Origin of the sequence: Marinomonas algarum (assembly GCF_020532605.1) — a bacterium.
Classification (GTDB): domain Bacteria; phylum Pseudomonadota; class Gammaproteobacteria; order Pseudomonadales; family Marinomonadaceae; genus Marinomonas; species Marinomonas algarum.
Genome location: NZ_JAJATW010000003.1, coordinates 128184 through 150184, shown reverse-complemented (window position 1 = coordinate 150184; position 22001 = coordinate 128184). Strand labels below are relative to the sequence as shown.

General features: G+C 45.3%; 21 protein-coding genes. 10 read left to right on the top strand and 11 right to left on the bottom strand.

What is annotated here, in order from left to right:
• Nucleotides 1-12: 12 nt before the first annotated feature.
• The 4 genes from hpaH to LG368_RS03665 form a co-directional block, all read right to left on the bottom strand.
• Nucleotides 13-816, bottom strand: a complete 804-nt coding sequence (hpaH, locus tag LG368_RS03680; RefSeq protein WP_226753378.1) for a 2-oxo-hept-4-ene-1,7-dioate hydratase — start codon at nucleotides 814-816, stop codon at nucleotides 13-15.
• Nucleotides 817-826: 10 nt separating this feature from the next.
• Nucleotides 827-1594, bottom strand: coding sequence for a fumarylacetoacetate hydrolase family protein (locus LG368_RS03675; protein ID WP_226753377.1), 768 nt, complete (start codon nucleotides 1592-1594; stop codon nucleotides 827-829).
• A 9-nt stretch (nucleotides 1595-1603) separates the two neighbouring features.
• Nucleotides 1604-2341, bottom strand: coding sequence for a fumarylacetoacetate hydrolase family protein (locus tag LG368_RS03670; RefSeq protein ID WP_226753376.1), 738 nt, complete (start codon nucleotides 2339-2341; stop codon nucleotides 1604-1606).
• Nucleotides 2342-2417: 76 nt separating this feature from the next.
• A complete protein-coding gene (locus tag LG368_RS03665; protein ID WP_226753375.1) occupies nucleotides 2418-3152 on the bottom strand; it encodes a response regulator transcription factor in 735 nt (244 codons plus the stop codon).
• Between the two features lie 226 nt (nucleotides 3153-3378).
• On the opposite strand from LG368_RS03665, the gene hpaE reads away from it, so the two are divergent.
• The 9 genes from hpaE to LG368_RS03620 all read left to right on the top strand — a co-directional run bounded on the left by hpaE (nucleotide 3379) and on the right by LG368_RS03620 (nucleotide 12431).
• Nucleotides 3379-4842 carry a 5-carboxymethyl-2-hydroxymuconate semialdehyde dehydrogenase gene (hpaE, locus tag LG368_RS03660; protein WP_226753374.1) on the top strand — a complete coding sequence of 488 codons (1464 nt, stop codon included), beginning with the start codon at nucleotides 3379-3381 and terminating at the stop codon, nucleotides 4840-4842.
• A gap of 84 nt (nucleotides 4843-4926) precedes the next feature.
• The gene (locus tag LG368_RS03655) at nucleotides 4927-5307 is read left to right on the top strand and encodes a 5-carboxymethyl-2-hydroxymuconate Delta-isomerase (protein ID WP_226753373.1); all 381 of its coding nucleotides are present in this window, start codon (nucleotides 4927-4929) and stop codon (nucleotides 5305-5307) included.
• Nucleotides 5308-5354: 47 nt separating this feature from the next.
• Nucleotides 5355-6380: a TRAP transporter substrate-binding protein gene (locus LG368_RS03650; RefSeq protein ID WP_338086296.1), complete on the top strand. Its 1026-nt coding sequence runs from the start codon at nucleotides 5355-5357 to the stop codon at nucleotides 6378-6380.
• 3 nt (nucleotides 6381-6383) lie between these two features.
• Entirely contained in the window at nucleotides 6384-6905 is a 522-nt protein-coding gene (locus LG368_RS03645) for a TRAP transporter small permease (RefSeq protein ID WP_226753372.1), read from the top strand.
• Nucleotides 6902-8230, top strand: coding sequence for a TRAP transporter large permease (locus LG368_RS03640; RefSeq protein WP_226753371.1), 1329 nt, complete (start codon nucleotides 6902-6904; stop codon nucleotides 8228-8230). Before LG368_RS03645 ends, LG368_RS03640 begins: the two co-directional genes overlap by 4 nt.
• Nucleotides 8231-8253: 23 nt before the next feature.
• The gene (hpaD, locus tag LG368_RS03635; protein WP_226753370.1) at nucleotides 8254-9183 is read left to right on the top strand and encodes a 3,4-dihydroxyphenylacetate 2,3-dioxygenase; all 930 of its coding nucleotides are present in this window, start codon (nucleotides 8254-8256) and stop codon (nucleotides 9181-9183) included.
• Between the two features lie 268 nt (nucleotides 9184-9451).
• Nucleotides 9452-10591 (top strand): ornithine cyclodeaminase family protein, encoded by a 1140-nt coding sequence (locus tag LG368_RS03630; protein ID WP_226753369.1) that lies wholly within the window; start codon nucleotides 9452-9454, stop codon nucleotides 10589-10591.
• 50 nt (nucleotides 10592-10641) lie between these two features.
• Nucleotides 10642-11064, top strand: coding sequence for a Rid family hydrolase (locus LG368_RS03625; protein ID WP_226753368.1), 423 nt, complete (start codon nucleotides 10642-10644; stop codon nucleotides 11062-11064).
• A gap of 74 nt (nucleotides 11065-11138) precedes the next feature.
• Entirely contained in the window at nucleotides 11139-12431 is a 1293-nt protein-coding gene (locus tag LG368_RS03620) for an NAD(P)/FAD-dependent oxidoreductase (RefSeq protein WP_226753367.1), read from the top strand.
• 30 nt (nucleotides 12432-12461) lie between these two features.
• Here the strand turns inward: LG368_RS03620 and LG368_RS03615 are convergent, their stop codons facing one another.
• From LG368_RS03615 to gap, 6 genes are all read right to left on the bottom strand, one after another.
• Complete coding sequence (locus tag LG368_RS03615) at nucleotides 12462-12935, bottom strand: Lrp/AsnC family transcriptional regulator (protein WP_226753366.1); 474 nt, start codon at nucleotides 12933-12935, stop codon at nucleotides 12462-12464.
• A gap of 298 nt (nucleotides 12936-13233) precedes the next feature.
• On the bottom strand, nucleotides 13234-14304 hold the full coding sequence (gene purK, locus LG368_RS03610; protein WP_226753365.1) for a 5-(carboxyamino)imidazole ribonucleotide synthase: 1071 nt from the start codon (nucleotides 14302-14304) through the stop codon (nucleotides 13234-13236).
• Nucleotides 14305-14307: 3 nt separating this feature from the next.
• A complete protein-coding gene (purE, locus tag LG368_RS03605) occupies nucleotides 14308-14799 on the bottom strand; it encodes a 5-(carboxyamino)imidazole ribonucleotide mutase (protein WP_226753364.1) in 492 nt (163 codons plus the stop codon).
• A gap of 250 nt (nucleotides 14800-15049) precedes the next feature.
• Nucleotides 15050-15520 carry a methylglyoxal synthase gene (locus LG368_RS03600; protein WP_226753363.1) on the bottom strand — a complete coding sequence of 157 codons (471 nt, stop codon included), beginning with the start codon at nucleotides 15518-15520 and terminating at the stop codon, nucleotides 15050-15052.
• Between the two features lie 6 nt (nucleotides 15521-15526).
• Nucleotides 15527-16975, bottom strand: a complete 1449-nt coding sequence (pyk, locus tag LG368_RS03595) for a pyruvate kinase (protein ID WP_226753362.1) — start codon at nucleotides 16973-16975, stop codon at nucleotides 15527-15529.
• A gap of 82 nt (nucleotides 16976-17057) precedes the next feature.
• Nucleotides 17058-18071 (bottom strand): type I glyceraldehyde-3-phosphate dehydrogenase, encoded by a 1014-nt coding sequence (gap, locus tag LG368_RS03590; protein ID WP_226753361.1) that lies wholly within the window; start codon nucleotides 18069-18071, stop codon nucleotides 17058-17060.
• A gap of 401 nt (nucleotides 18072-18472) precedes the next feature.
• Between gap and edd the strand changes: the two genes are divergently transcribed.
• Nucleotides 18473-20287 carry a phosphogluconate dehydratase gene (gene edd, locus LG368_RS03585; protein ID WP_226753360.1) on the top strand — a complete coding sequence of 605 codons (1815 nt, stop codon included), beginning with the start codon at nucleotides 18473-18475 and terminating at the stop codon, nucleotides 20285-20287.
• A 201-nt stretch (nucleotides 20288-20488) separates the two neighbouring features.
• On the opposite strand, the gene putP is transcribed toward edd, so the two are convergent.
• The gene (gene putP / locus LG368_RS03580; RefSeq protein WP_226753359.1) at nucleotides 20489-21985 is read right to left on the bottom strand and encodes a sodium/proline symporter PutP; all 1497 of its coding nucleotides are present in this window, start codon (nucleotides 21983-21985) and stop codon (nucleotides 20489-20491) included.
• Nucleotides 21986-22001: the final 16 nt, after the last annotated feature.

Sequence of the window (22001 nt, the reverse complement as noted above, 5' to 3'; positions counted from 1 at the left end):
AAGACGAAGAATTTAGCCAAAGTAGCAAGATACTGTGCCCAGAGGGCCATAATCTACCGTAAAAGTATCACCTTTACGTGCCGCAACAGGACGCGTAAAAGAACCACCAAGGATGATTTGGCCAGGCTCTAGCTCCACATCGAAAGGCGCTAATTTATTCGCCAACCAAGACACACCATTTGCAGGGTGATTCAGTACGCCTGCGGCAACACCGGTTTCTTCGATAACGCCATTGCGTTGCATAATCGCTGAAACCCAACGTAAGTCCAGTTCACTGACTTTGATAGGGCGACCACCCAAAATAATCGCAGCGTTCGCGGCGTTATCAGAAATCGTATCGAATACCTTACGAGGGCGTTTGCTCTCTGGGTCGATCGATTGACTGCGGGCGTCGATGAGCTCAAGCGCTGGTACCACATAGCCAGTTGCATTGTAGACATCAAACATGGTGCAGTTTGGGCCTTTAAGGGGCTTATCTAAAATAAACGCCAGTTCCACTTCGATGCGCGGCACAATGAACTTGTCTGTGTCGATTTCACAACCGTCGTGATACAGCATGTCGTCGAGTAATGTACCGTAGTCGGGCTCGTCAATTTGTGAGCTCATTTGCATAGCACGAGACGTTAAGCCAATCTTGTGGCCAATAACGTGACGGCCTTCGTCGAGCTTCATTTGTACCCATTTACGCTGGATAGCATAAGCATCGTCGATGGTAATTTCTGGGTAATCCAGTGAGATTTGACGAATCTGTACGCGCTCTTTCTCCGCTTTATTCAGGCGTTCAGCGCAGGACGTAATAATATCGTTGGAAAGCATGTTATCCGCCTTATTGGTTTAACGTGTTTAGGTAATCGGTTTCTGAAATAATGGTGTTTTTCAATACGCCCACGCCTTCGACTTCGGTAACAACAACGTCACCAGGCTTCACATCAGCTAGGCCTTCTGGCGTACCGGTGAAAATCATATCGCCAGGTGTTAGCGTCATGATATCGCTCAAGTAAGCAATAAGATGCGGAATGTTAAACACAAGATCCTTGGTATTACCTTCTTGCTTTAGCTCGCCATTAATGTAGGTGCGTAGCATCAAGTTATGCGGATCTTTAACATCTTTAGCGTCAACTAAATATGGGCCGATTGGCGTACAGGTATCGCGGCTTTTTACGCGTAAGTTAGGACGGTAGTAGTTTTCTAGATAATCACGAATGGCGTAATCATTACCGACCGTGTAACCGCCTACGTAATCCATGGCGTCTTCTTGAGAGACATTTTTGGCTTCTTTACCGATAACAACCACAAGTTCACATTCATAGTGCATGTAATCGACATTGTCGGGACGGAAGGTTTGCTGATCGTGGCCAATCAAAGAGTTTTTGTTTTTTAAGAACACAAGTGGTTCTTCAGGTGCTTTAAAAGACAATTCTGCTGCGTGGTCCGCGTAGTTAATGGCCAAGACAAACATCTTGCCTTCACAAGGTGGTAACCAAGTAAAAGTGCCTTCCTCAAGAACCTTGCCTTCTGCAGTGACTACTTGGTCTTGATCATTCACGGTAACGTTTAGGGTGTCGTTATTAAACAGTATGCGAGCGCTTTTCATCACAGATTCCTATTCTTGTTCTACTGGGTTAGTTAGGCTGCCAATTTCTTCAATCTCTATGGTGACGCTGTCGCCTGGTTTAATTTCCAGTTCAGCGTTGCGTTGAGGGGTGCCGGCAATAATGACGTCGCCTTCTTCGAGAGTGATGAAACTACTGATGTAACTAACGATTTCTTCAACGGGGTAAATCAATTGATCTGTGCTGGTTTCATGCACGATGGAACCGTTGATCAGCGTTTTAATGGCCAATTGATTCGGTGTCTCGATCAAGGATTTATCTACTGTCCAAGGGCCAATAGGGCAAAAGGTATCACGGCATTTTGCTTTTACAGCAGGACGGTAAAAAGAGGTTTCTGCTAAGCTGACTTCGTTCACAATCGTAAAGCCTTGAACAAAATCTAAGGCGTTCTCAGCTGGTACCCGAGTGGCCTTTTTGCCAATCACAATGCCAAGCGAAGGACCAGCAAACACAGCGCCTTTGTCGTTTGGTACCTTGATGGAATGGCCATAACCTATGTGAGTGTTGTCCGTTTTGATATGTAAAACAGGCGTTTTAGGTGGCTGTACATGAGGTTTTTCATTGAAGGCTGTTTCAAGCGATGCCGCCAACTGTTTGTTGTTTAAGGCTACGCCAATAACACTGCCTGTCGTTGGTGGCAGTAGCGTACTGTCTAGCGTGATGTCAGCGCGAGAATTCGCTGTTTTTGACACGTTTGTATTGGATTCTTTTTGTTTGTAATAAAACATGTTTTTTTACCAAATGTAGTTAACATGTTAACTATCCTTGCGTAAAAAAATCCCCTTGTCAATATGCTGTCATATTTTATTGTATAAATTGGTGAAACAACTCAGCTTGGGACTTGATGGACAGCTTGCGATAGATGTTTTTGCGGTGATTCTTGACCGTACCTTCAGATACAAAACACTTGTCGGCAATATCTACTGAGGTGAGCCCTTGTAGGATAAGGGTGACGATCTCTTTTTCTCGTTTCGTTAAACTGTGACGGTCAAGGCGTGAAACGTCAGGCATTTGACTTGATGCTGCTGCTCTACGGCAACAGCGTTGTTGGCTAAATACTTCATGCCTCTGAATGGCGGCTTTAACCGCTTTAAAATAACACTCTAGAGCTTGATAACTAGACTTAGGGTTATCTTCAGTGGAATAGACGATACACACTTTCCTATTATCTTGTGTTTCAACGACAAAGTTACTCTCATTTTGCCAGCCAAGCTGTTGATAAAACCGATCGTAGTAAACAGAGTTATGAAAGCTATCATTTGTAAGGCTGTCTAATGTGACCCATTCTTTTGTCTCATGCCCATATATCTCGTCATAAACAGGGTCAAGCAAATAGGCCTGTTGGCAGTAAAATTTATCAAAATCGGACAGCGGGTAGTCATCTAAAAAGAAAGGCGGTTTCACTTTTGAATAGCTCACAATTCGTATATTAGAAATAGGAGCGAGAGTCTGTATCGACGTTAACACATGGTGATAAAAGCAATCTTGACCGATGCTGCCAATGATTGTGGGCAAGATGTCAAATAAGCGGTGACTCATGGTACTTGTGCTCCCATTTTCTTTTTATTTTCACTCTTTCTACTTTTTAAGATAATTCTATCCTTCTGAAAAAGTCAAACTTCGAATAAATAATTTTCAAAATAGCCTTCCTTCTTGTGTCAGTAGACTTGACGATAACATTTTTTAGGTTTAATTTATTTAACATGTTAACTAAATAAAATGTCAAAACTTCATGTTTGATGGCTTGTCAGGAGAAAAAAATAAAATGATTAAGAACTTGATAAATGGCAAATGGGTAGAAAGCAAAGAAACCTTTCAAACTTTTAACCCTGCAACCGGTGAGGTGCTTGCTGAGGTTGCTCATGCATCTGATCGTCAAGTAGCGGATGCTGTTGCCGCGGCTAAAGCGGCGTTTCCTGCATGGGCAAACATGCCTGTGGCAAAGCGTTCTAAAATCATCACTAAGCTGGGTGATTTAATTGCTGACAATGTTGAAGCTTTGGCTCAAATGGAAACAGCAGACACCGGTTTACCTCTGTATCAAACGCAGAACGCTCTAGTACCGCGCGCTTCCAATAATTTTTATTTTTTTGCTGAAATGGCAAAACAAATGAACGGCCATACTTACCCTATGGACGATCAAATGTTGAATTACTCTTTGTACCAACCAACCGGTGTGTGTGCGCTTATTTCTCCTTGGAATGTGCCCTTTATGACAGGCACCTGGAAAACGGCTCCTTGTCTTGCATTGGGTAACACGGCGGTCATGAAGCAATCTGAACTCTCTCCTTTGACGACCGATTTTCTTGGTCATCTGGCACTAGAGGCAGGCATTCCAGCAGGCGTATTCAATATTGTCCACGGTCATGGTGCAACCACAGGTAACGCTTTGATTACGAATCCAGATGTTGCCGCGATTTCTTTTACTGGTGGAACGTCTACGGGTAAACACATTATTGCTGCGGCAGGGTTAAAGAAATTTTCTATGGAGTTAGGTGGCAAGTCTCCGGTGATGATTTTTGACGATTGCGATTATGAGCGTGCATTAGACGCTGCGGTATTCGGCATCTTCTCTATTAATGGTGAGCGTTGTACAGCAGGTTCTCGGATTTTTGTACAAGAAACCATTTACGATAAGTTCTGTGCAGACTTTGCAGCACGTGCTAATAACATCGAAGTGGGCGATCCAACTGATATGGGCACCAAAGTGGGCTCTTTGATCAGCCAACAACACTGGGAAAAAGTGACAGGGTATATTAAAACCGGTATTGAAGAAGGCGCGACCCTCATTGCGGGTGGTCCTGAGAAACCAACGGCTGAATTGCCAGATCACCTAAAAGGTGGGCACTTTGTTCGTCCTACGGCGTTCCGTGACGTGACCAATGATATGCGTATTGCCCGTGAAGAGATCTTTGGCCCTGTCGCTGTGTTGATTCCTTTTAAAGACGAAGAAGACGTTATTCAAATGGCAAATGACAACGAGTACGGCTTGGCGTCTTATTTGTGGACTCAAGATAACGGCAAGGTGCATCGTATTGCCAACCGTATTGAAGCCGGTATGTTATTTGTTAACAGCCAAAACGTTCGTGATCTGCGTACGCCGTTTGGTGGCATGAAATCGTCTGGTACAGGCCGTGAAGGCGGTGTATACAGCTACGAAATTTTCTGTGAGCCAAAAAACGTCTGTATCAGCATGGGCAGTCATCATATTCCTAAGTGGGGCGTTTAGTCTGACAAAAAACAGAAAAAGGGACGCTGTCTCTTTTTTTGTTAACGGACTTACATCGAGAAAAAGGTGTATAGGAGACAGTATATGCCGCATTTTATTATTGAATACTCAGCAAACTTAGAATCTAAATTGGATTTCCAGCCTCTATTTAAAGCATTGCATGAGTATGTTGTGTCCACAGGTGAGTTCCCATTGGGCGGTGTACGCAGCCGCGCTATTCGTTGTGACGACTATCGAATTGCCGATGGTCGTGATGATTTTTCTATGTTGAATTTGACCTTAAAAATTGGCCAAGGACGAAGCTTAGAATTGCGACAGGAAGTGGCTAGTAAGGTTTTTGAGATCTTATGTGAGTGGATGAAGCCCATTACTGACAGTGGCTATTGCCAAATATCGTTTGAATTAACCGAATTACACCCAGTGTTGAAGTTCAACAAGAACAACATCCATGGGCTGTTTAAGTAACGAAAAGCTAACCCAAAAGACCATTAATAAATATAAAAAGGATAGTCATGATGAACATTAAAAAAACCCTATCTATTGCTGTTGCCTCCACACTTGCCAGTGTGAGTTATGCTGAAACCCTACGTGTTGCTAGTTGGTTGCCACCGACTAACCCAATGAATGAAATTGTTATTCCTGCTTGGGGTAAAGCCATTTCAGAGGCGACAGATGGTCGTATTGATGTGGAAATTGTATATGGTTTAGGGCACCCCAAAACCATGTGGAATTTAGTGGAAGATGGCATAGTCGATGTTAGCTACAGTTATCACGGCTATGTGCCAGGGCGCTTTGAATTGCCTCAAGTCGTTGAGCAACCGGGTTTAGGCGCCAACGCAGAAGCCGCTTCTTATGCTCTTTGGAATACTTACGATAAATACTTCGCTGACTCTGGCGAGTTTGATGGTCTTAAATTATTAGCCTTATTCACTCACGGCCATGGCCAGATTCACTCAAATTTTCCTGTGAACAGTCTTGATGACCTCAAAGATAAGAAAATCCGCATCGGTGGTGGTGTACAAAGTATCTTAGCCGAAGAGCTGCAGGTGACCACAGTAGGTGCGCCGGCACCAAAGGTCTATGAAATGATGCAACAAGGTGTTATCGATGGTGCGTTTTTGCCAACCGGTGAACAGAAAATCTTGCGTCTATCAGAAGTCACCAAATACCTGACCGTGTTTCCAGATGGCATGTATATGGGAAGCTTTTCAATGTTCATGAGCCCTTATGTTTTTGAAGATTTAAGTCAAAAAGATCAAGAAGCGATTAATCGAATTTCTGGTTTGTCTTTGTCTACTTTGGCAGGAGCGGCTTGGGACAAGGCGGACGTAACAGGTGTGGAATCGGCTGAAGAGAATGGCGTTCAGGTCACGATCTTGGCTGACGGCGATGACCTTGTTAAACAGCTTAATACCAAGTTAGCCGATGTTGCCGATGTATGGGTAAAAGCGGCAGACGCCAAAGGCTACCAAGGTGAAGAGGCGCTTCAATACCTACGCGATACTGCGCAACAGTACACTGAGCAGCACGGAGGTTAACCCATGTGGCTGTCCGCTATGGTCAATAAACACCATGGTGAATTTGGGCCAGCCAAATGGCTGGCTTTTATTCTTGAGGTGGTGTCATCTGTTGTTTTATTGGGGTTAATGCTGTTGACCTGTACTGATGTTATTGGGCGTTATGCCTTTAATAACTCAGTCAATGGAACAACCGAATTAACCGAATTGGCTTTGTGTATTGTGGTGTTTTGTCAGCTGCCGATTGTGACGTTAACCGGAACGCACGTTGTGGTAGATATTTTGGATCGTGTCTTACCTGACGCTTTTATGAAAGTCAGTAGTCTTGTTATTAACGTCGGTGTCGCAGGGGGCTTGTTCTTCGTAGCGGATCGAGTTTGGTTTCAGGCTGCACGCTCTTTACGACGAGGTGTCACCACTGAATTTTTGCTGATTCCTGTGGCTTACTTTATCCAATTCGTTTCTATCATGTTGTTCGTGACGGCGGCTGTTTTTGTGCTAAAAGCCCTAAGCTCTCTGCTATCTAAATCTGGAGGTGAGGCGTGATAGTTTCCGCTTTTGGCTTTGCTATATTGCTTGGTTTGATTCTTATTTTTCGTATGCCTATTGCTTTTGCGATGGGTACGGTAGGTATTTTTGGGTTTGGGTATTTACAAGGTTTAACTTTCGATAACCTATTTGATTTTCGTTGGACGGGGGCTTTATCTCTGGCGTCGAACCGTATTATTGATACCTCTCAAGAGTATGGCTTGGCCGTTATTCCCCTATTTATCTTAATGGGTAACTTGGTTACAAAAGCCAACCTTTCTGGTGATCTATACAAGGCATCTAATGCGTTTTTAGGTCATCGTAAAGGGGGTCTTGCTATGGCAACGATTGTGGCGTGCGGTGGGTTTTCGGCCATTTGTGGTTCTAGTTTAGCCACTTCTGCCACCATGGCAAAAGTGGCCATGCCTCCGATGAAGAAATACGGCTACAGTGACGGACTTGCCAGTGCCTCTATTGCTGCCGGTTCGACATTGGGTATATTGATTCCACCTAGTGTCATTCTATTGATGTACGGCTTACTAACGGAAACCAGTATTCGTGAGTTGTTCGCTGCCGGTTTTATCCCAGGTATTTTGGGTATTTTCATGTACCTTTTGGCGGTGAGATTTGTCGTGTGGCGAAACCCAGACAGAGGTCCGAGTGCGGAGCGTTCTAGTTTTGCGCAACGGGTTTTGGCTCTCAAAAATGTTTGGGGCGTTTTGCTGCTTTTCGTCATCGTGATGGGTGGTATCTACTTAGGTGTTTTCACACCCTCTGAAGCCGCTGGTATCGGTGCTGGTGGAGCTTTTTTGATTGCCTTGATGCGTAAATCATTGACTGTCAGTACCTTGTTTCATGCTCTGCTAGATACGGGTCGAACCTCAGCGATGTTGTTCACGGTATTGATTGGAGCGTTAATTTTTTCCGATTTTATAACCATTGCTGGTTTGCCTGCTGATCTATTGGCTTTTGTACAAAGCTTTGATTTATCTCCATTTGGGGTGATTTGCATCATAATCGCCATTTACTTGGTGTTGGGTATGGTGTTTGAAAGCCTATCTATGATCTTGCTTACGGTGCCAATTTTTTATCCGTTAGTGCAAAGCCTTGGTTTTGATTTGGTTTGGTTTGGCATTGTAGTGGTGGTGGTCACTGAGATCAGCTTAATCACTCCGCCTGTTGGTATGAATGTCTTCGTGTTAAGTGCGGTATTAAAAGATGTAAAAGCGGGCACTATTTTTAAAGGTATCACGCCTTTTTGGTGCGCCGACATGATCAGGCTCGCTCTAATCGTGGTGTTTTCTTCTATTGCTCTTTTCTTACCTGAGCTTTTGTATCGATAAACTAATTTTTTCTGGAGTATTTTATGGGAAAGCTCGCGCTTGCTGCAAAAATTACGCACGTCCCTTCTATGTATCTGTCTGAGTTAGATGGCCCGCAAAAAGGCTTTCGTCAGGCAGCGATTGACGGCCATCTTGAGATTTCGAAGCGCTGTCGTGAGTTGGGTGTAGATACCATCATTGTGTTTGATACTCATTGGTTGGTGAACGCCAATTACCACATAAACTGCGCACCGCACTGGGAGGGCGTCTATACCAGTAATGAGTTGCCGCATTTTATAAATAATATGCCATTTGAGTTAGATGGTAATCCGGAGTTGGGTCGTTTGATCGCTAAGGTATGTAATGAACATGGCGTGGAAACACTAGCCCATGATGCGACCACTTTAGGCCCTGAATACGGTACCTTGGTGCCGATGCGTTACATGAACAAGGACTTACACTTTAAGGCTGTCTCTGTGTCAGCGTTATTGACGGTGCATTATCTGAATGACTCGGCGCGCTTAGGTTGGGCGATCCGTGAAGCCATTGAAAAGCATTATGATGGTACCGTGGCTATTTTGGCCAGTGGTTCTTTGTCCCATCGTTTTGCTCAAAACGGTACGGCGCCTAACTTTTCTACGAAAGTCTGGAGTCCTTTCTTAGAAACCATGGATCACAGTGTGGTGGATATGTGGAAGAATGGTGAGTGGAAAACCTTCTGTGACATGCTTCCAGAATACGCGGCAAAAGGTCATGGCGAAGGTTTTATGCATGATACCGCGATGTTATTAGGTGCGCTGGGCTGGTCTGATTATGATCAGAAAGTGGAAGTTGTCACGCCGTATTTCGGCAGTTCAGGTACTGGACAAATTAACGCTATTTTCCCCGTTTCACCGCAAACAGGGGAGGCTGTACCACCACCACAAGCGTCGGTCGAAAGTGGCACGTTTGTTTATGGGAAAAGTCGCCTATAAAGAGTCATCTATAAATTGTTAGTTATAAGACTTTTAGTACACACCAATCGATGTTCGTTTTGATCATCGATTGGTTTTTTTATTCTGTATTTCATTCCCCTCTTAGTTTCTATCTGTCCTTTTTTCCTCACTTATAAATGTCCCTAAAGGGATATTTTATTCCTAATGGGTTCCCCTAGAATTATTTGAATGCATTTATTTTATGAGAAATCCCATAGGGCTTGATTAAGTCATACAGGCTCATCAACTTTTAACAGGTAGAGCGACGATGTCACAAAAAACAAAAATTGATTTTATTTACCTCTCCGAACCAGACATGATCGAGGCGGGTGTTACCGATATGCCATCCTGCGTGGATACTATGGAAGAGATGTTTGCTCTTTTGTACCATGGCGACTATCGAATGGCGGGTCCAAACAGTGATTCTCACGGTGCTATGATCACTTTCCCGGATGAATCTCCTTTTCCGAATATGCCAAAACCAACAGCGGATCGACGTTTAATGGCGATGCCTGCGTACCTTGGCGGGAACTTTCAAACCTCTGGTGTTAAATGGTATGGCTCTAACATCGCCAACCGTGACAAAGGGCTGCCTCGCTCTATCTTAACTTTCATTCTTAATGATATTGATACTGGCGCTCCTTTGGCCTTTATGTCTGCCAATTTATTATCGGCTTACCGAACAGGGGCTATTCCTGGTGTCGGTGCTCGTCATCTTGCTCGAAAGGATGCCAAGGTGATTGGCTTACTTGGACCGGGTGTGATGGGAAAAACCACGGTTGCCGCTTTTATTGCCGCTTGTCCTGATGTGGATACGGTTAAGGTAAAAGGTCGTGGACAAGCTAGCTTAGATAACTTTGTCGTTTGGCTTAAAGAATCCTATCCACAAGTAACCACCATCGATGTGGTTGACTCTGTTGAGGACGTGGTTCGTGGCTCGGATTTGGTCACTTACTGTAATTCTGGAGAGGTCGGTAACCCAGACACTTATCCTGTCGTGAAACGCGAATGGGTGAAACCAGGCGCGTTTTTGGCGATGCCTGCCAGCTGTCGTTTAGACGATGGTATGGAGCAAGGGGATGTTCGTAAAGTGCTTGATAATACAGGGTTATACGAAGCTTGGTTTGAAGAAGTGCCTAAGCCTGCCCATCACGTTATTCCGCTTGTTGGCGTTCGCTGTATGGATATGGTTGCAGAAGGTAAATTATCAAAAGCGTCACTAGAAGATTTAGGCAAAATTGTCGCTGGTGAAGCACCAGCTCGTCAAAATGACGAGGAAATCATCATTCTTTCTGTCGGCGGTATGCCCGTAGAAGACGTTGCTTGGGCGACCGTAGTGTATCGCAATGCCATTGAAAAAGGCATCGGCGTACCACTGAATCTATGGAACGTGCCAGTTCTACGATAAACAAAGCATTGATGTGTTGTTAGATGTATTTAAATAAAAGGTAATGATTCATGGTTGATATTATTAAAGCAAAAACGGGTTCTATTTTCGAAGAAAAAGCCAGCTACTCACGTGTTGTGTCAGTAGACAATTGGGTATTTGTTTCCAACACGGCAGGCCGTAACCCTGAAACAAAAGAGATTGCTGACGATGTACTTGTGCAGCTTAATCAGGTATTTGACAACATAGAGACGGCGCTTAAAGCGGTGGATTCTTGTCTTGCCGATGTGGTTATGTCCCGCGTATTTATTCAAGACCCTGCCGATACTCATACAGTGATGGATGCGATTGGATTAAAGTTCAAAGGCGTTAACCCCGCCACAACCGTGACTTGCCCACCGTTAGGCTCAACCGTCTATAAAGTAGAGCTAGAAGTGACGGCGTATCGCGGAGCATCTAAGGCTCAGGTGAAAGAGATTAAAATCGCACAGTAATATCGTTTGACGCACCCTCTATTGTCCATTTCTTATAATACAGGGTGCTTTTTCCGTCTTTAGGGCATGCAATTATGACTATCACACTCAACAGAATTGAAACACAGGATACGCTTCCAACCTCGACCGGTGTGGTCATTGTGGGTGGCGGTATTGTTGGCATCAGTGCCGCATTAGCACTCGCAGAACGGGGTATTTCGGTGGTGCTTCTGGAGAAAGGGCATATAGCGGGTGAACAGTCCTCTAGAAACTTAGGCTGGATTCGTAAAACCAACCGCCATTTGCACGACGTGCCCTTGGCTCAGGCTGCTGATCGCCTCTGGGCTGGTATGGCGGATCGAGTGGGTCAAGACGTTGGGTATCAGCAAGGCGGTATTATGTTTCTTGCTAAAACAACAGCACAGTTGGACATGCACAAAGGCTGGCTTGACTCGGTTGCTTCTCTTTCTCTTGATTCGAGAATTGTCGATGCAGACGATATAGATACGCTGGTGCCTGGCGGTAAAGGAAAGTGGCTTGGAGGCATATATACGCCGTCAGATGGCTATGCTGAGCCCGCACTTGCAACACCTGCCATAGCAAAAGCGGCCATTAAAAAGGGTGCGGTTCTGATTCAAGAATGTGCAGTACGTACCTTAATAAAAAAAGAAGGGCGCATTACTGGTGTGATGACAGAAAAAGGCGAGATTCAGTGTGACCAGGTCCTTTTGGCCGGTGGCGCATGGTCAAGACGTTTTCTGGGCAATCTCAATATCGGCTTTCCAACCTTACCGCTTATTTGTTCTGTACTGCGTACCAAGCCAATGGAAGGGCCAACTGATATCGCTGTTGGTGGCCCAGATTTCTCTTTTCGTAAGCATAAAGACGGTGGCTACATCATTACTCAGCGCGGCAAACTGGACGCACCCATTACATTGGATCATATGTTGGTTGGCCATCGTTATATTGGACAGTTAAAAACACAAAGGGACTTTTTGAATGTCTCTTTGGGGCGTTATTTCTTCAGAGACTTGGCGTTATCTCGCCGTTGGAGTGCGAAAAGTCCCTCGCCCTTTGAAACATACCGAGTAAATTCACCAGCCTTTAATGCGGCTTTAAATCAACAGGCGTTAGACAATTTAAAAGCGGCGTGGCCTGTTTTTGAAAAGGCTGAAATCGCTGAAGCTTGGGCCGGTATTATTGATGTCACGCCAGATTCAAACCCTGTTATAGATCATATTGCCTCCATACCTGGCTTGGTGATAGCCACGGGCTTTTCAGGTCATGGCTTTGGAACAGGGCCCGCCGCAGGTCAGCTCGCCGCAGACTTAATCGCCGGTGCAGAGCCTATCATTGATCCCAGCCCCTATCGTTTCAATCGCTCTTAATCGACAAATAGAGTTCTTCATGCCTAGACATCAATTCGGCAGTGGAATCGAGGGATTATTTTTGACTCGGTTTAAAACGATGGTTGAAGTGAGGTCGCGTACACAGGGTAGGGTGGCGATGCTGTCATTTAAAAAGCAAGAAAGTGAAGGTAGGTCTTCACTGATGACTCTCAACCAGTAATCGGCATCGCCACTGATGGAGTAGCATTCGAGTATTTGCGGTGTGACTTCGATCGCTTGTTTAAACGTGGTATCAGCATGGGGGATGTTCTTTTCGAGTGTGACGCTGACAAATGCGGTAATTTTGTAGCCCAACTCATTGGCGTTCAACTGTGTGAAGTAAGCTTCGATGAGGTTATGTTGTTCAAGCCGTTGTAGGCGCCGAGAACACTGAGAGGGAGAGAGGTTGACTTGTTCAGAAAGGGCGACATTGCTGAGTCTTGCGTTATTTTGCAGCGCTTTAAGCAAGCGCCAGTCGAAACTGTCCAGTTCAATTGAGTTCATGCAAAAATCCTGATCAACGCTAAGCTAAGTAAAGCGTCGTTATTGTTATTGTTAGTATGCTGGTTTGAACCAGAACAAATAGAATAAGGAGTTTTATCAAGGAAACAAGTGTAAAACCGTTCAATGAGTCGATTATTTTGTGCTTTTTTGCACGTTTTTCTTCTCGACAGAATGACAATACCGTTGAGCATGAGTACGCAAACAAAAACGCCACAAAACAGGTGTTTTGCGGCGTTTTAAGCGTGATTTTTGACAAGAGGGTCCTCCTATCAAAACCACCCTATGTCGGTGGCTTGTATCACTGAGCCGTTGGTAAGTTTTTCGCTAACCAAGAAAGTGCTTCAGGGTAAGGCTCTGCTAAATGCAAGGTTGATAGTGCTTCTTGTAGAACAGATAAGTCACCAGAACAGAAATTCAAATGCCCCACCTTACGACCTGGGCGAACTTCTTTTTTATACCAATAAAGCTCTAACCCTTTAATATTAAGCCACTGATAATCAAGGTCTACACCGATCAGGTTCACCATCATGCTTTGATTTTTGACCACTGCAGGGGCTAAAGGCAAGCCAGTGACGGCTCTCACATGGTTTTCAAACTGACAAACATGCGCACCAGCTTGAGTCCAGTGTCCACTGTTGTGAACGCGAGGCGCTAATTCATTGATCAGGAGATCATCGCCTATTCTGAAGCACTCCATCGCCATAACGCCGACATAATCAAGGGCTTCCATTAGCGTGCTTAGCATGGTTTCTGCTTTAGACTGCAAGGGTTTTAAACGCTCTAACGGTGAAATAGAAGCGTATAAAATGCCATTGATGTGTAGGTTCAGCGTTAATGGATAAAAGTGTGTTTCCCCGTTTTTGCCACGAACGCCTACTAAGGAGACTTCTTCGTCAAAATTGATAGCTTGTTCTGCAATGGCAAAACCTTTCCACTCATCGGGAATGTGTGTGCCTTCAGCCTCTTTTAGCCAATATTGCCCTTTGCCGTCATATCCACCGCGGCGACGTTTCATCAAAACACGATCACCGAGCGTCTTGTAAGCCAATTCAGCGGTAGAGTCTTGTTCGACCGGAAACCAGGGGGCTGTAGCGAGGTTGAGTCGGTCCAGCCATTGTTTTTGCGTCAGTCGATCCGCAAGTTGAGGGAAAGTGTCTAAGTTAACAAAGTTACCATGGGTCGCCAATTGTTTGGTAGCGACTGTTTCTGGCCACTCTTCTCGCTCAGCGGTCACGATATCTTGCTCACCAAGCGCTAAGGTGTCATTTGATTCAATATCAACAGGACGCACATCTAAGCCTAGTGGCGTTCCTGCTTGCTTCAACATGGCGCCAAGTTGTCCTGCGCCAAGTACCCATAAAACAGACATAGTCTACGCCTCTCTTGGATCTGGATTTGCTAACACAGTGTCAGTTTGACTGATTCTAAAGGCTTCTATTTTTTCAGCCAGCTCAGGGTTGGTCACAGCAAGAATTTGACTGGCCAGTAAGCCTGCATTGAATGCGCCTGCGGTGCCGATAGCCAATGTACCAACTGCCACCCCTTTGGGCATTTGTGCGATAGACAGTAAGCTGTCCATGCCGTTGAGCGCTTTACTTTGAACCGGCACACCCAGCACAGGCAAACGTGTGTGTGCGGCCACCATACCTGGCAAATGTGCTGCGCCACCTGCGCCACCAATGATCACTTTGAAGCCTTTTTCCACGGCGCTTTCGGCGAATTCAGCCAATTTTACGGGCGTTCGGTGAGCAGAAACCACTTCGACGTGGTAGCTCACGCCCAAAGTATCCATGATTTCTGCGGCGCCTTCCATCGTGGCCCAGTCACTTTTTGAACCCATTATTAGGGCAACGTCTGCTTGCAAGGTGTTTCTCCTATTGTGGTATTCAACGTGGTGCTGAGGGGCTTAAAACGCTGAATGAAGTCGGTAGAGTATTCAATATAGCGATAATATTGATTTTTCATACGTCTGGTAATAATTGGCGGCTAATATAGCCGATTTTATGAAAAACAGCGAGTGTTGAGGCGTTTGCCTCGATTGCGGCATAAAAGTGAGAGAGAAAAGAAGGCAGGAAAGAATAGGCGTAAGAAAAGGGAGCAATAAAAAAGAGCGACTACAGTCGCTCTTTTAGGTATTGGTCATAATCTGGAATTTGTCGTTCAAAAGCACTTTCAAACAAAGGAGAGGACACCAAAAAATTAGCCGAAGACACGCTACAAGCAATGGGAATGTTCCAAACCGCAGCAACGCGAAGTAACGCTTTAATATCTGGGTCATGAGGCATGGGTTCAAAAGGGTCCCAAAAGAAAATCAACACATCGATTTTTCCTTCAGCGATCAGACCGCCCAGTTGCTGATCGCCACCTAGGGGGCCACTTATCAAGGACTGCACAGGCACTTGTAATTGCTTTTGCATCAAGTTACCCGTTGTACCCGTTGCCATTAAGTTATGCTTAATCAGCTTATCTTTGTGGGTGTCGGCCCACTCGATAAGAGCGGGCTTCATATTATCATGTGCCACCAGAGCGATATTTTTACGCTCTGGTGTGACGATGGTTTTTTGTTGCAACGTCTTAGCTTTCACGCTGATTTATTCTCCTACTGAGCCAACCGTGACAATTTTCATCATGTTTGTTGTGCCATAGCTCACCAAATGATCGCCCTTGGTCACAATAACGATGTCGCCGTCTTTGATAAGACCAAAGGATTTTACATGATCCACAAGTCCCGCGATGATAGTGTCAACGTTAAACTCTTGTGACGAAAATGCGACCGGTGTGACACCACGGTACAGATTGACTTTATTAAGTGTGGCCTGATGAGGTGATAGGGCATAGATCGGTAATCCCGAGCTAATGCGTGACATCAACAACGGCGTGGTACCTGACTCGGTTAAACTGATGATGGCTTTTACGCCTTCAAGATGGTTAGCTGCATACATCGCCGACATGGCGATGGATTCATCAATACTGGTGAACTTCACATCAATACGATGCTTAGAGCGATTAATCGCTGGCTGCTTTTCAGCCCCTAAGCACACACGATTCATGGTCTTAATGACTTCTTCTGGGTACGCTCCTGCCGCTGTTTCTGCAGATAACATGACCGCATCGGTACCATCAAGTACGGCGTTGGCGACATCGAACACTTCTGCTCGTGTCGGCATCGCGCTGGTGATCATGGTCTCCATCATTTGCGTGGCGGTAATGACAGGGCGGTTCAATTGACGACAGCGTTTGATCATATGCTTCTGTACACCAATTAACTCTGCATCACCAATTTCGACACCAAGATCGCCACGAGCAACCATCACGGCATCAGAGGCTAAGATAATGGCATCCAATGTTTCATTGTCTGCAACAGCTTCAGCGCGCTCAACTTTTGAAACGATACCGGCTTTTAACCCTGCCGCTTCGGCTAGGGCGCGAGCCTCGTGTAAATCTTCTGCGCTGCGCGGAAAGGAAACGGCTAAGTAATCAGCGTTTAATGCGGCCGCTGTTTTAATGTCTTCTCGGTCTTTATCGGTCAGTGCGGCGGCGGATAACCCCCCTCCTTGACGATTGATGCCTTTGTTATTCGATAAAGCACCACCCACAATCACTTTGGTAATGACTTCTTGACCTTTGACCTCGAGTACTTCCAATACAACACGGCCATCGTCCAGCAGTAAAATGTTGCCGGGCTCAGAGTCTTTCGCCAGTTGTGGGTAATCAATACCAACTCGTTCTTCGTTGCCGTTGTTCTTGTCAAAACCTACATCGAGAATAAAGGTCGCACCGTCTTTGAGTTCTACCTTGGTGTCTTTGAAGCGAGCAATACGAATTTTTGGTCCTTGCAAATCGCCTAAAATAGCCACATGGCGATTATTCTTTTTCGCCATTTCACGAACAACATTGGCCCGATCGATGTGATCTTCAGGTTGTCCGTGAGAGAAGTTTAGGCGAAAAACGTTGGCACCCGCCAAAATCAGTTTCTCGATCATTTCAGGCGAGCTTGAAGCAGGGCCCAACGTGGCAACAATTTTCGTTCTACGAGTCATTTTATGCACCAGAAAGTTAGAAGACATGAATCAGAGTATAAGAAACGACGAAGGCTGCGTCTGCAGCCTTCGTGTATTTTGACTATTTCGCCGCCATCAATGCGATGGTGTTGTCGAGCATTCGGTTTGAAAAGCCCCATTCATTATCGTACCAAGCCATTACTTTCACTAGTTTCCCTTGTACACGTGTTTGCGTGGCATCAAAGTTAGATGTGAAGGCGTTATGGTTAAAGTCAGTAGACACTAATGGTTCGTGGTTGACGTGTAAAACCTGAGCAAGAATCGGGTCGGCTTTGATGGCGTCTTCGATAATCTGATTGACTTCTTCTACTGTGGTCTCACGAGGCGCTAAAAAGGTGAGGTCGACCAAAGAAACGTTAATTGTTGGAACGCGGACAGATAAGCCGTCAAATTTACCCTGCAATTGAGGAATAACCAATCCAACGGCCGCAGCGGCACCGGTTTTGCTTGGTATCATATTCATAGCGGCAGCACGGGCACGATAAAGGTCCTCGTGATACACATCAGACAAACGTTGGTCGTTTGTGTAAGCGTGGATTGTGGTCATCAAACCGCTTTCGATGCCTAAGGTTTCGCTCAAGGGTTTTGCGAAAGGCGCTAGACAGTTTGTGGTGCAAGACGCATTAGAAATCACTGTCATATCAGAGGTTAAGACATCTTGGTTCACGCCATAAACAACGGTCGCGTCCACTTCTTTACCTGGCGCAGAAATAATGACTTTTTTGGCACCGGCAGTAATGTGTGCACTGGCTTTTTCTTTTGTTGTGAAGAAACCGGTACATTCGAAAACAACATCAACACCCAGCTCAGCCCAAGGTAGGTCAGCAGGGTTGCGCTCTGAAAAGGTGCGGATTTTATCGTCGTTGATGTATAACGCATCATCATCGAAGTTAACGTTCTCATTGAAACGACCATGAACGGTATCGTACTTGGTTAAATGTGCGTTTGTTTTTGAATTCCCCAGATCGTTAATGGCTACGATTTGGATTTGATCGCGTTTCCCAGACTCATAGAGCGCTCTAAGTGTGTTGCGTCCAATGCGTCCATAACCGTTAATAGCTACCTTAATCGTCATACTCACCTCTGAAATAGTGTGAAAGTAGCGGAGTAACTTTCTAAAAACTCCGCATTTAATATCATTCTTTGATGTAAAAATACTACAAAAGTAATTTTTTAAGCAAGGATTCGTTGTAAAAACTGTGTTTGTAGGGTGTTTTTTGATCATGCTTTGTGTTTCTAACCATATTATACAGAGTTATATGACAAACGTTAGCGCATGATTAGGAAATAAATGGTTTTTTTCGCTCTTTTTTGAAATTAAGTTACATAATTATTCTTTATATAGGAAATAATTCCCGTTTTTAGGGTGAATTAAAATACAAATGTAGTAATATTACATAAAATATAATCTTTACTCTGGTTATAAGCATATCAAGTATGTTTCTCATATCACCAGATGAAAAAATGGAGCAAAGCATGAACCCGATTGTTGCAAAAGTAACGAACGACATTATTGAACGAAGCAAGGTATTGCGCGAACAATACTTAAAAGACATGAAAACAGCGCAAGAACAAGGTCCACACCGCGGTGTTTTGTCCTGTGGCAACCTGGCTCATGGCTTTGCAGCATGCCAACCTCAAGAAAAGCAAAAGCTCACCATGATGCAAGAAGCGAATATAGGGATCATTTCTTCTTACAATGATATGTTGTCTGCCCACCAACCTTATAAAGAATACCCTGATCAGATTCGTGCTGCTGTGCAAGAAATGGGCTCGGTGACTCAGTTTGCTGGTGGTGTTCCGGCGATGTGTGATGGGGTGACGCAAGGTCAAGATGGCATGGAGTTGAGTCTCTTTAGTCGCGACAATATTGCTCAAGGTGCTGCGATTGCCTTATCGCACAATATGTTTGATGCGGCCGTGTATTTAGGCATTTGTGACAAAATTGTACCTGGACTCTTGATTGCGGCATTGCGTTTTGGTCATTTGCCAGCACTTTTTATTCCGGCCGGACCCATGCGATCAGGCATCAGTAACGCGGAGAAATCTGCCGTGCGTCAGCGTTATGCTCAAGGACAAGCAAGTCGAGACGAATTACTAAAAGCCGAATCATCCTCTTACCATAGTGCCGGTACCTGTACATTTTATGGTACGGCGAACTCGAATCAGCTACTGGTTGAAATGATGGGGCTGCAGTTGCCCGGCTCGTCTTTTGTTAATCCTGACGATCCTTTACGTACCGCCTTAACAAAACATGCCGCTCAGCTATCCACCAAAATAACCGCATTAGGTCGTGATTATCGCCCACTTTGTGAGGTTATTGACGAGCGTAGCATAGTGAATGCGGTGGTTGGTTTATTGGCGACGGGGGGGTCAACCAACCACACTATGCACATCGTTGCTTATGCCCGTGCTGCTGGCATTATCATCACTTGGGATGACTTTGCCGCTTTGTCGAAAGTTGTGCCGCTGATGACGCGCATCTATCCGAATGGTCAAGCGGACATCAATCACTTCCATGCGGCAGGTGGCATGGCTTTCCTAGTGAAACAGCTTTTGAAGGGCGGTTTGCTTCACGAAGACGTCAACACTATTGTAGGTAAAGGGCTAAGTCACTACACCCAAGAGCCCTTCTTACAAGGCGATGGACTTGTATGGCGTGATGGCCCTGAGCAGAGTTTGGATGAGAGTGTCATCCGTCCCATTGATAACCCATTTAGCAAGGAAGGTGGTTTAACCTTGCTGACCGGGAACTTGGGTCGTTCTGTGATCAAGGTATCAGCGGTAAAAGAAGAGAACCGTATTGTAGAAGCACCCGCCGCGGTCTTCCACTGTCAGAATGCCTTAGCGGATGCTATTGCAAGTGGCCAGCTGCAACGTGACTGTGTTGCGGTTGTGCGTTTTCAAGGCCCTAAAGCATTGGGTATGCCGGAGCTTCATAAATTGACGCCATACTTGGTGAACCTACAAGATCAAGGTTATAAGGTGGCTTTAGTCACCGATGGTCGAATGTCGGGCGCATCCGGAAAAGTGCCTGCCGCCATTCATTTAACGCCAGAAGCCCTAGCGGGTGGCATGATTGCTAAGATTCAAGACGGTGACATGATGCGATTAGACGCGGTAAGCGGAACGCTTTCTGTGCTGATTTCGGATGAAGAACTACAGAAACGTGACGCCGCACAACAAGATTTGACCGCTTCCCACCAAGGGATGGGGCGTGAACTGTTTAGCGCACAGCGCAAACTGGTGAATGGTGCAGAGCAGGGTGCCTGTAGTCTATTTAATGATTGATTGTTTCCTCTGACGACTAACGTTTAATGTTAGTCATGGTGTTTTGGGCTTGTTTACAAGCCCTTTTTTTGTCTGGTTTTCGATCTATCCACCGTGGTTGAGCACAAAAAAAGCCCGAGCCATAGACTCGAGCTTTATGATTGCTTTAGGGTGAACTTACTGGGTTGTCAAAGTGCTACAGCCCGGTAAGCGCCCAGTAAATTAGTCCATTGTATCGAGAGACTTCTCGTATTTATCAAACCCATCTGTCACCGATTTTTCTGGTGCGCCAGTCAAAATGCTGAAGACGAGAATCGCCAGTGTTGATAATACAAAGCCTGGTACAATTTCATAAATATCAAAAATGCCACCTGTAAGCTGTTTCCACACGACGACCGTTACGCCACCGACAATAATACCGGCTAGGGCACCATTGCGATTCATGTTACGCCAGAACAAGCTAAGCATAATGGCAGGACCAAATGCAGCACCAAACCCAGCCCAAGCATAAGAAACCAATCCAAGCACTGAGCTTTCAGGGTTAAGAGCCAGCACTAAAGCCACGATAGAAATGGCGATCACCGCAAAACGACCTACGTTGACGATTTGCTGTTGCGTTGCTTCTTTGTTGAACAGTTGTTTGTAAAAATCCTCTGCTAGAGCGGAAGAAGAAACCAATAACTGAGAATCCGCTGTACTCATAATGGCCGCTAAAATGGCGGCTAGCAAAATACCTGCTACAACAGGGTGGAAAACAGCGTTGACAAGAATCATGAAGATTTTCTCAGAATCCGCCAGTTCGCCGGCTAGATTTACATCAACATAGTTAATGCCCACTAAACCGATTAATAATGCACCGACCATGGAGATGAAAGTCCAGATCACCGCAATACGACGTGCTGTGCCGATGTCTTTATTGGAGCGAGATGCTTTAAAACGCGCCAAGATATGAGGTTGACCAAAGTAGCCCAGTCCCCAAGCAACCAAAGAAATGATGGCAATGGTGCTTAATGGCTCACCTTTAACAGAAGTCCATGCGTTTAGAAGCTCAGGATTTTTTGCTGTCAGCGTACTGGACAGCTCAGACCATCCACCATCCATAGCAATCAAAGGAACAATCACCAGCGCGGCACTCATCATGAGGCCTTGCACAAGATCCGTCCAAGCAACCGCTAAGAAGCCGCCAAATAAGGTGTAGGAAACAACACAGATGGTGCCAATGATAACGGCATAGGTGTAGTCTAATCCAAAGACAGTTTCAAACAGTTTGCCGCCTGCAACCAAGCCTGAACTTGTGTAGAACAAGAAGAACAGCAAAATAAACAACGCAGAGATGGTTTGAATCATCTTAGATTTGTCTTGGAAGCGTGTGGATAAAAAGTCAGGTAAGGTGAGGGCGTTATTGGCTTCAATACTGTAGGTTCTGAGGCGTTTTGCACAAATCAGCCAGTTGAGCCAAGTACCGGCCAAAAGGCCGCCGGCAATCCAAATGGCTTCCATCCCAGCAGCAAAGGCATAACCAGGCAGACCCAGCAGCAACCAACCACTCATATCAGATGCGCCGGCAGATAACGCCGTCGGCCAAGGACCTAAAGATCGACCACCAAGAAAGTAATCTTCTGAGCTAGATGTACGTTTGTAAGCGTACAAGCCTATAGCAAGCATACCGATTAGGTACGCTAGGAAAGTGAGGCTGATCGCGTAGCTGTTCTCTATCATTATTATTGTCCCCTAT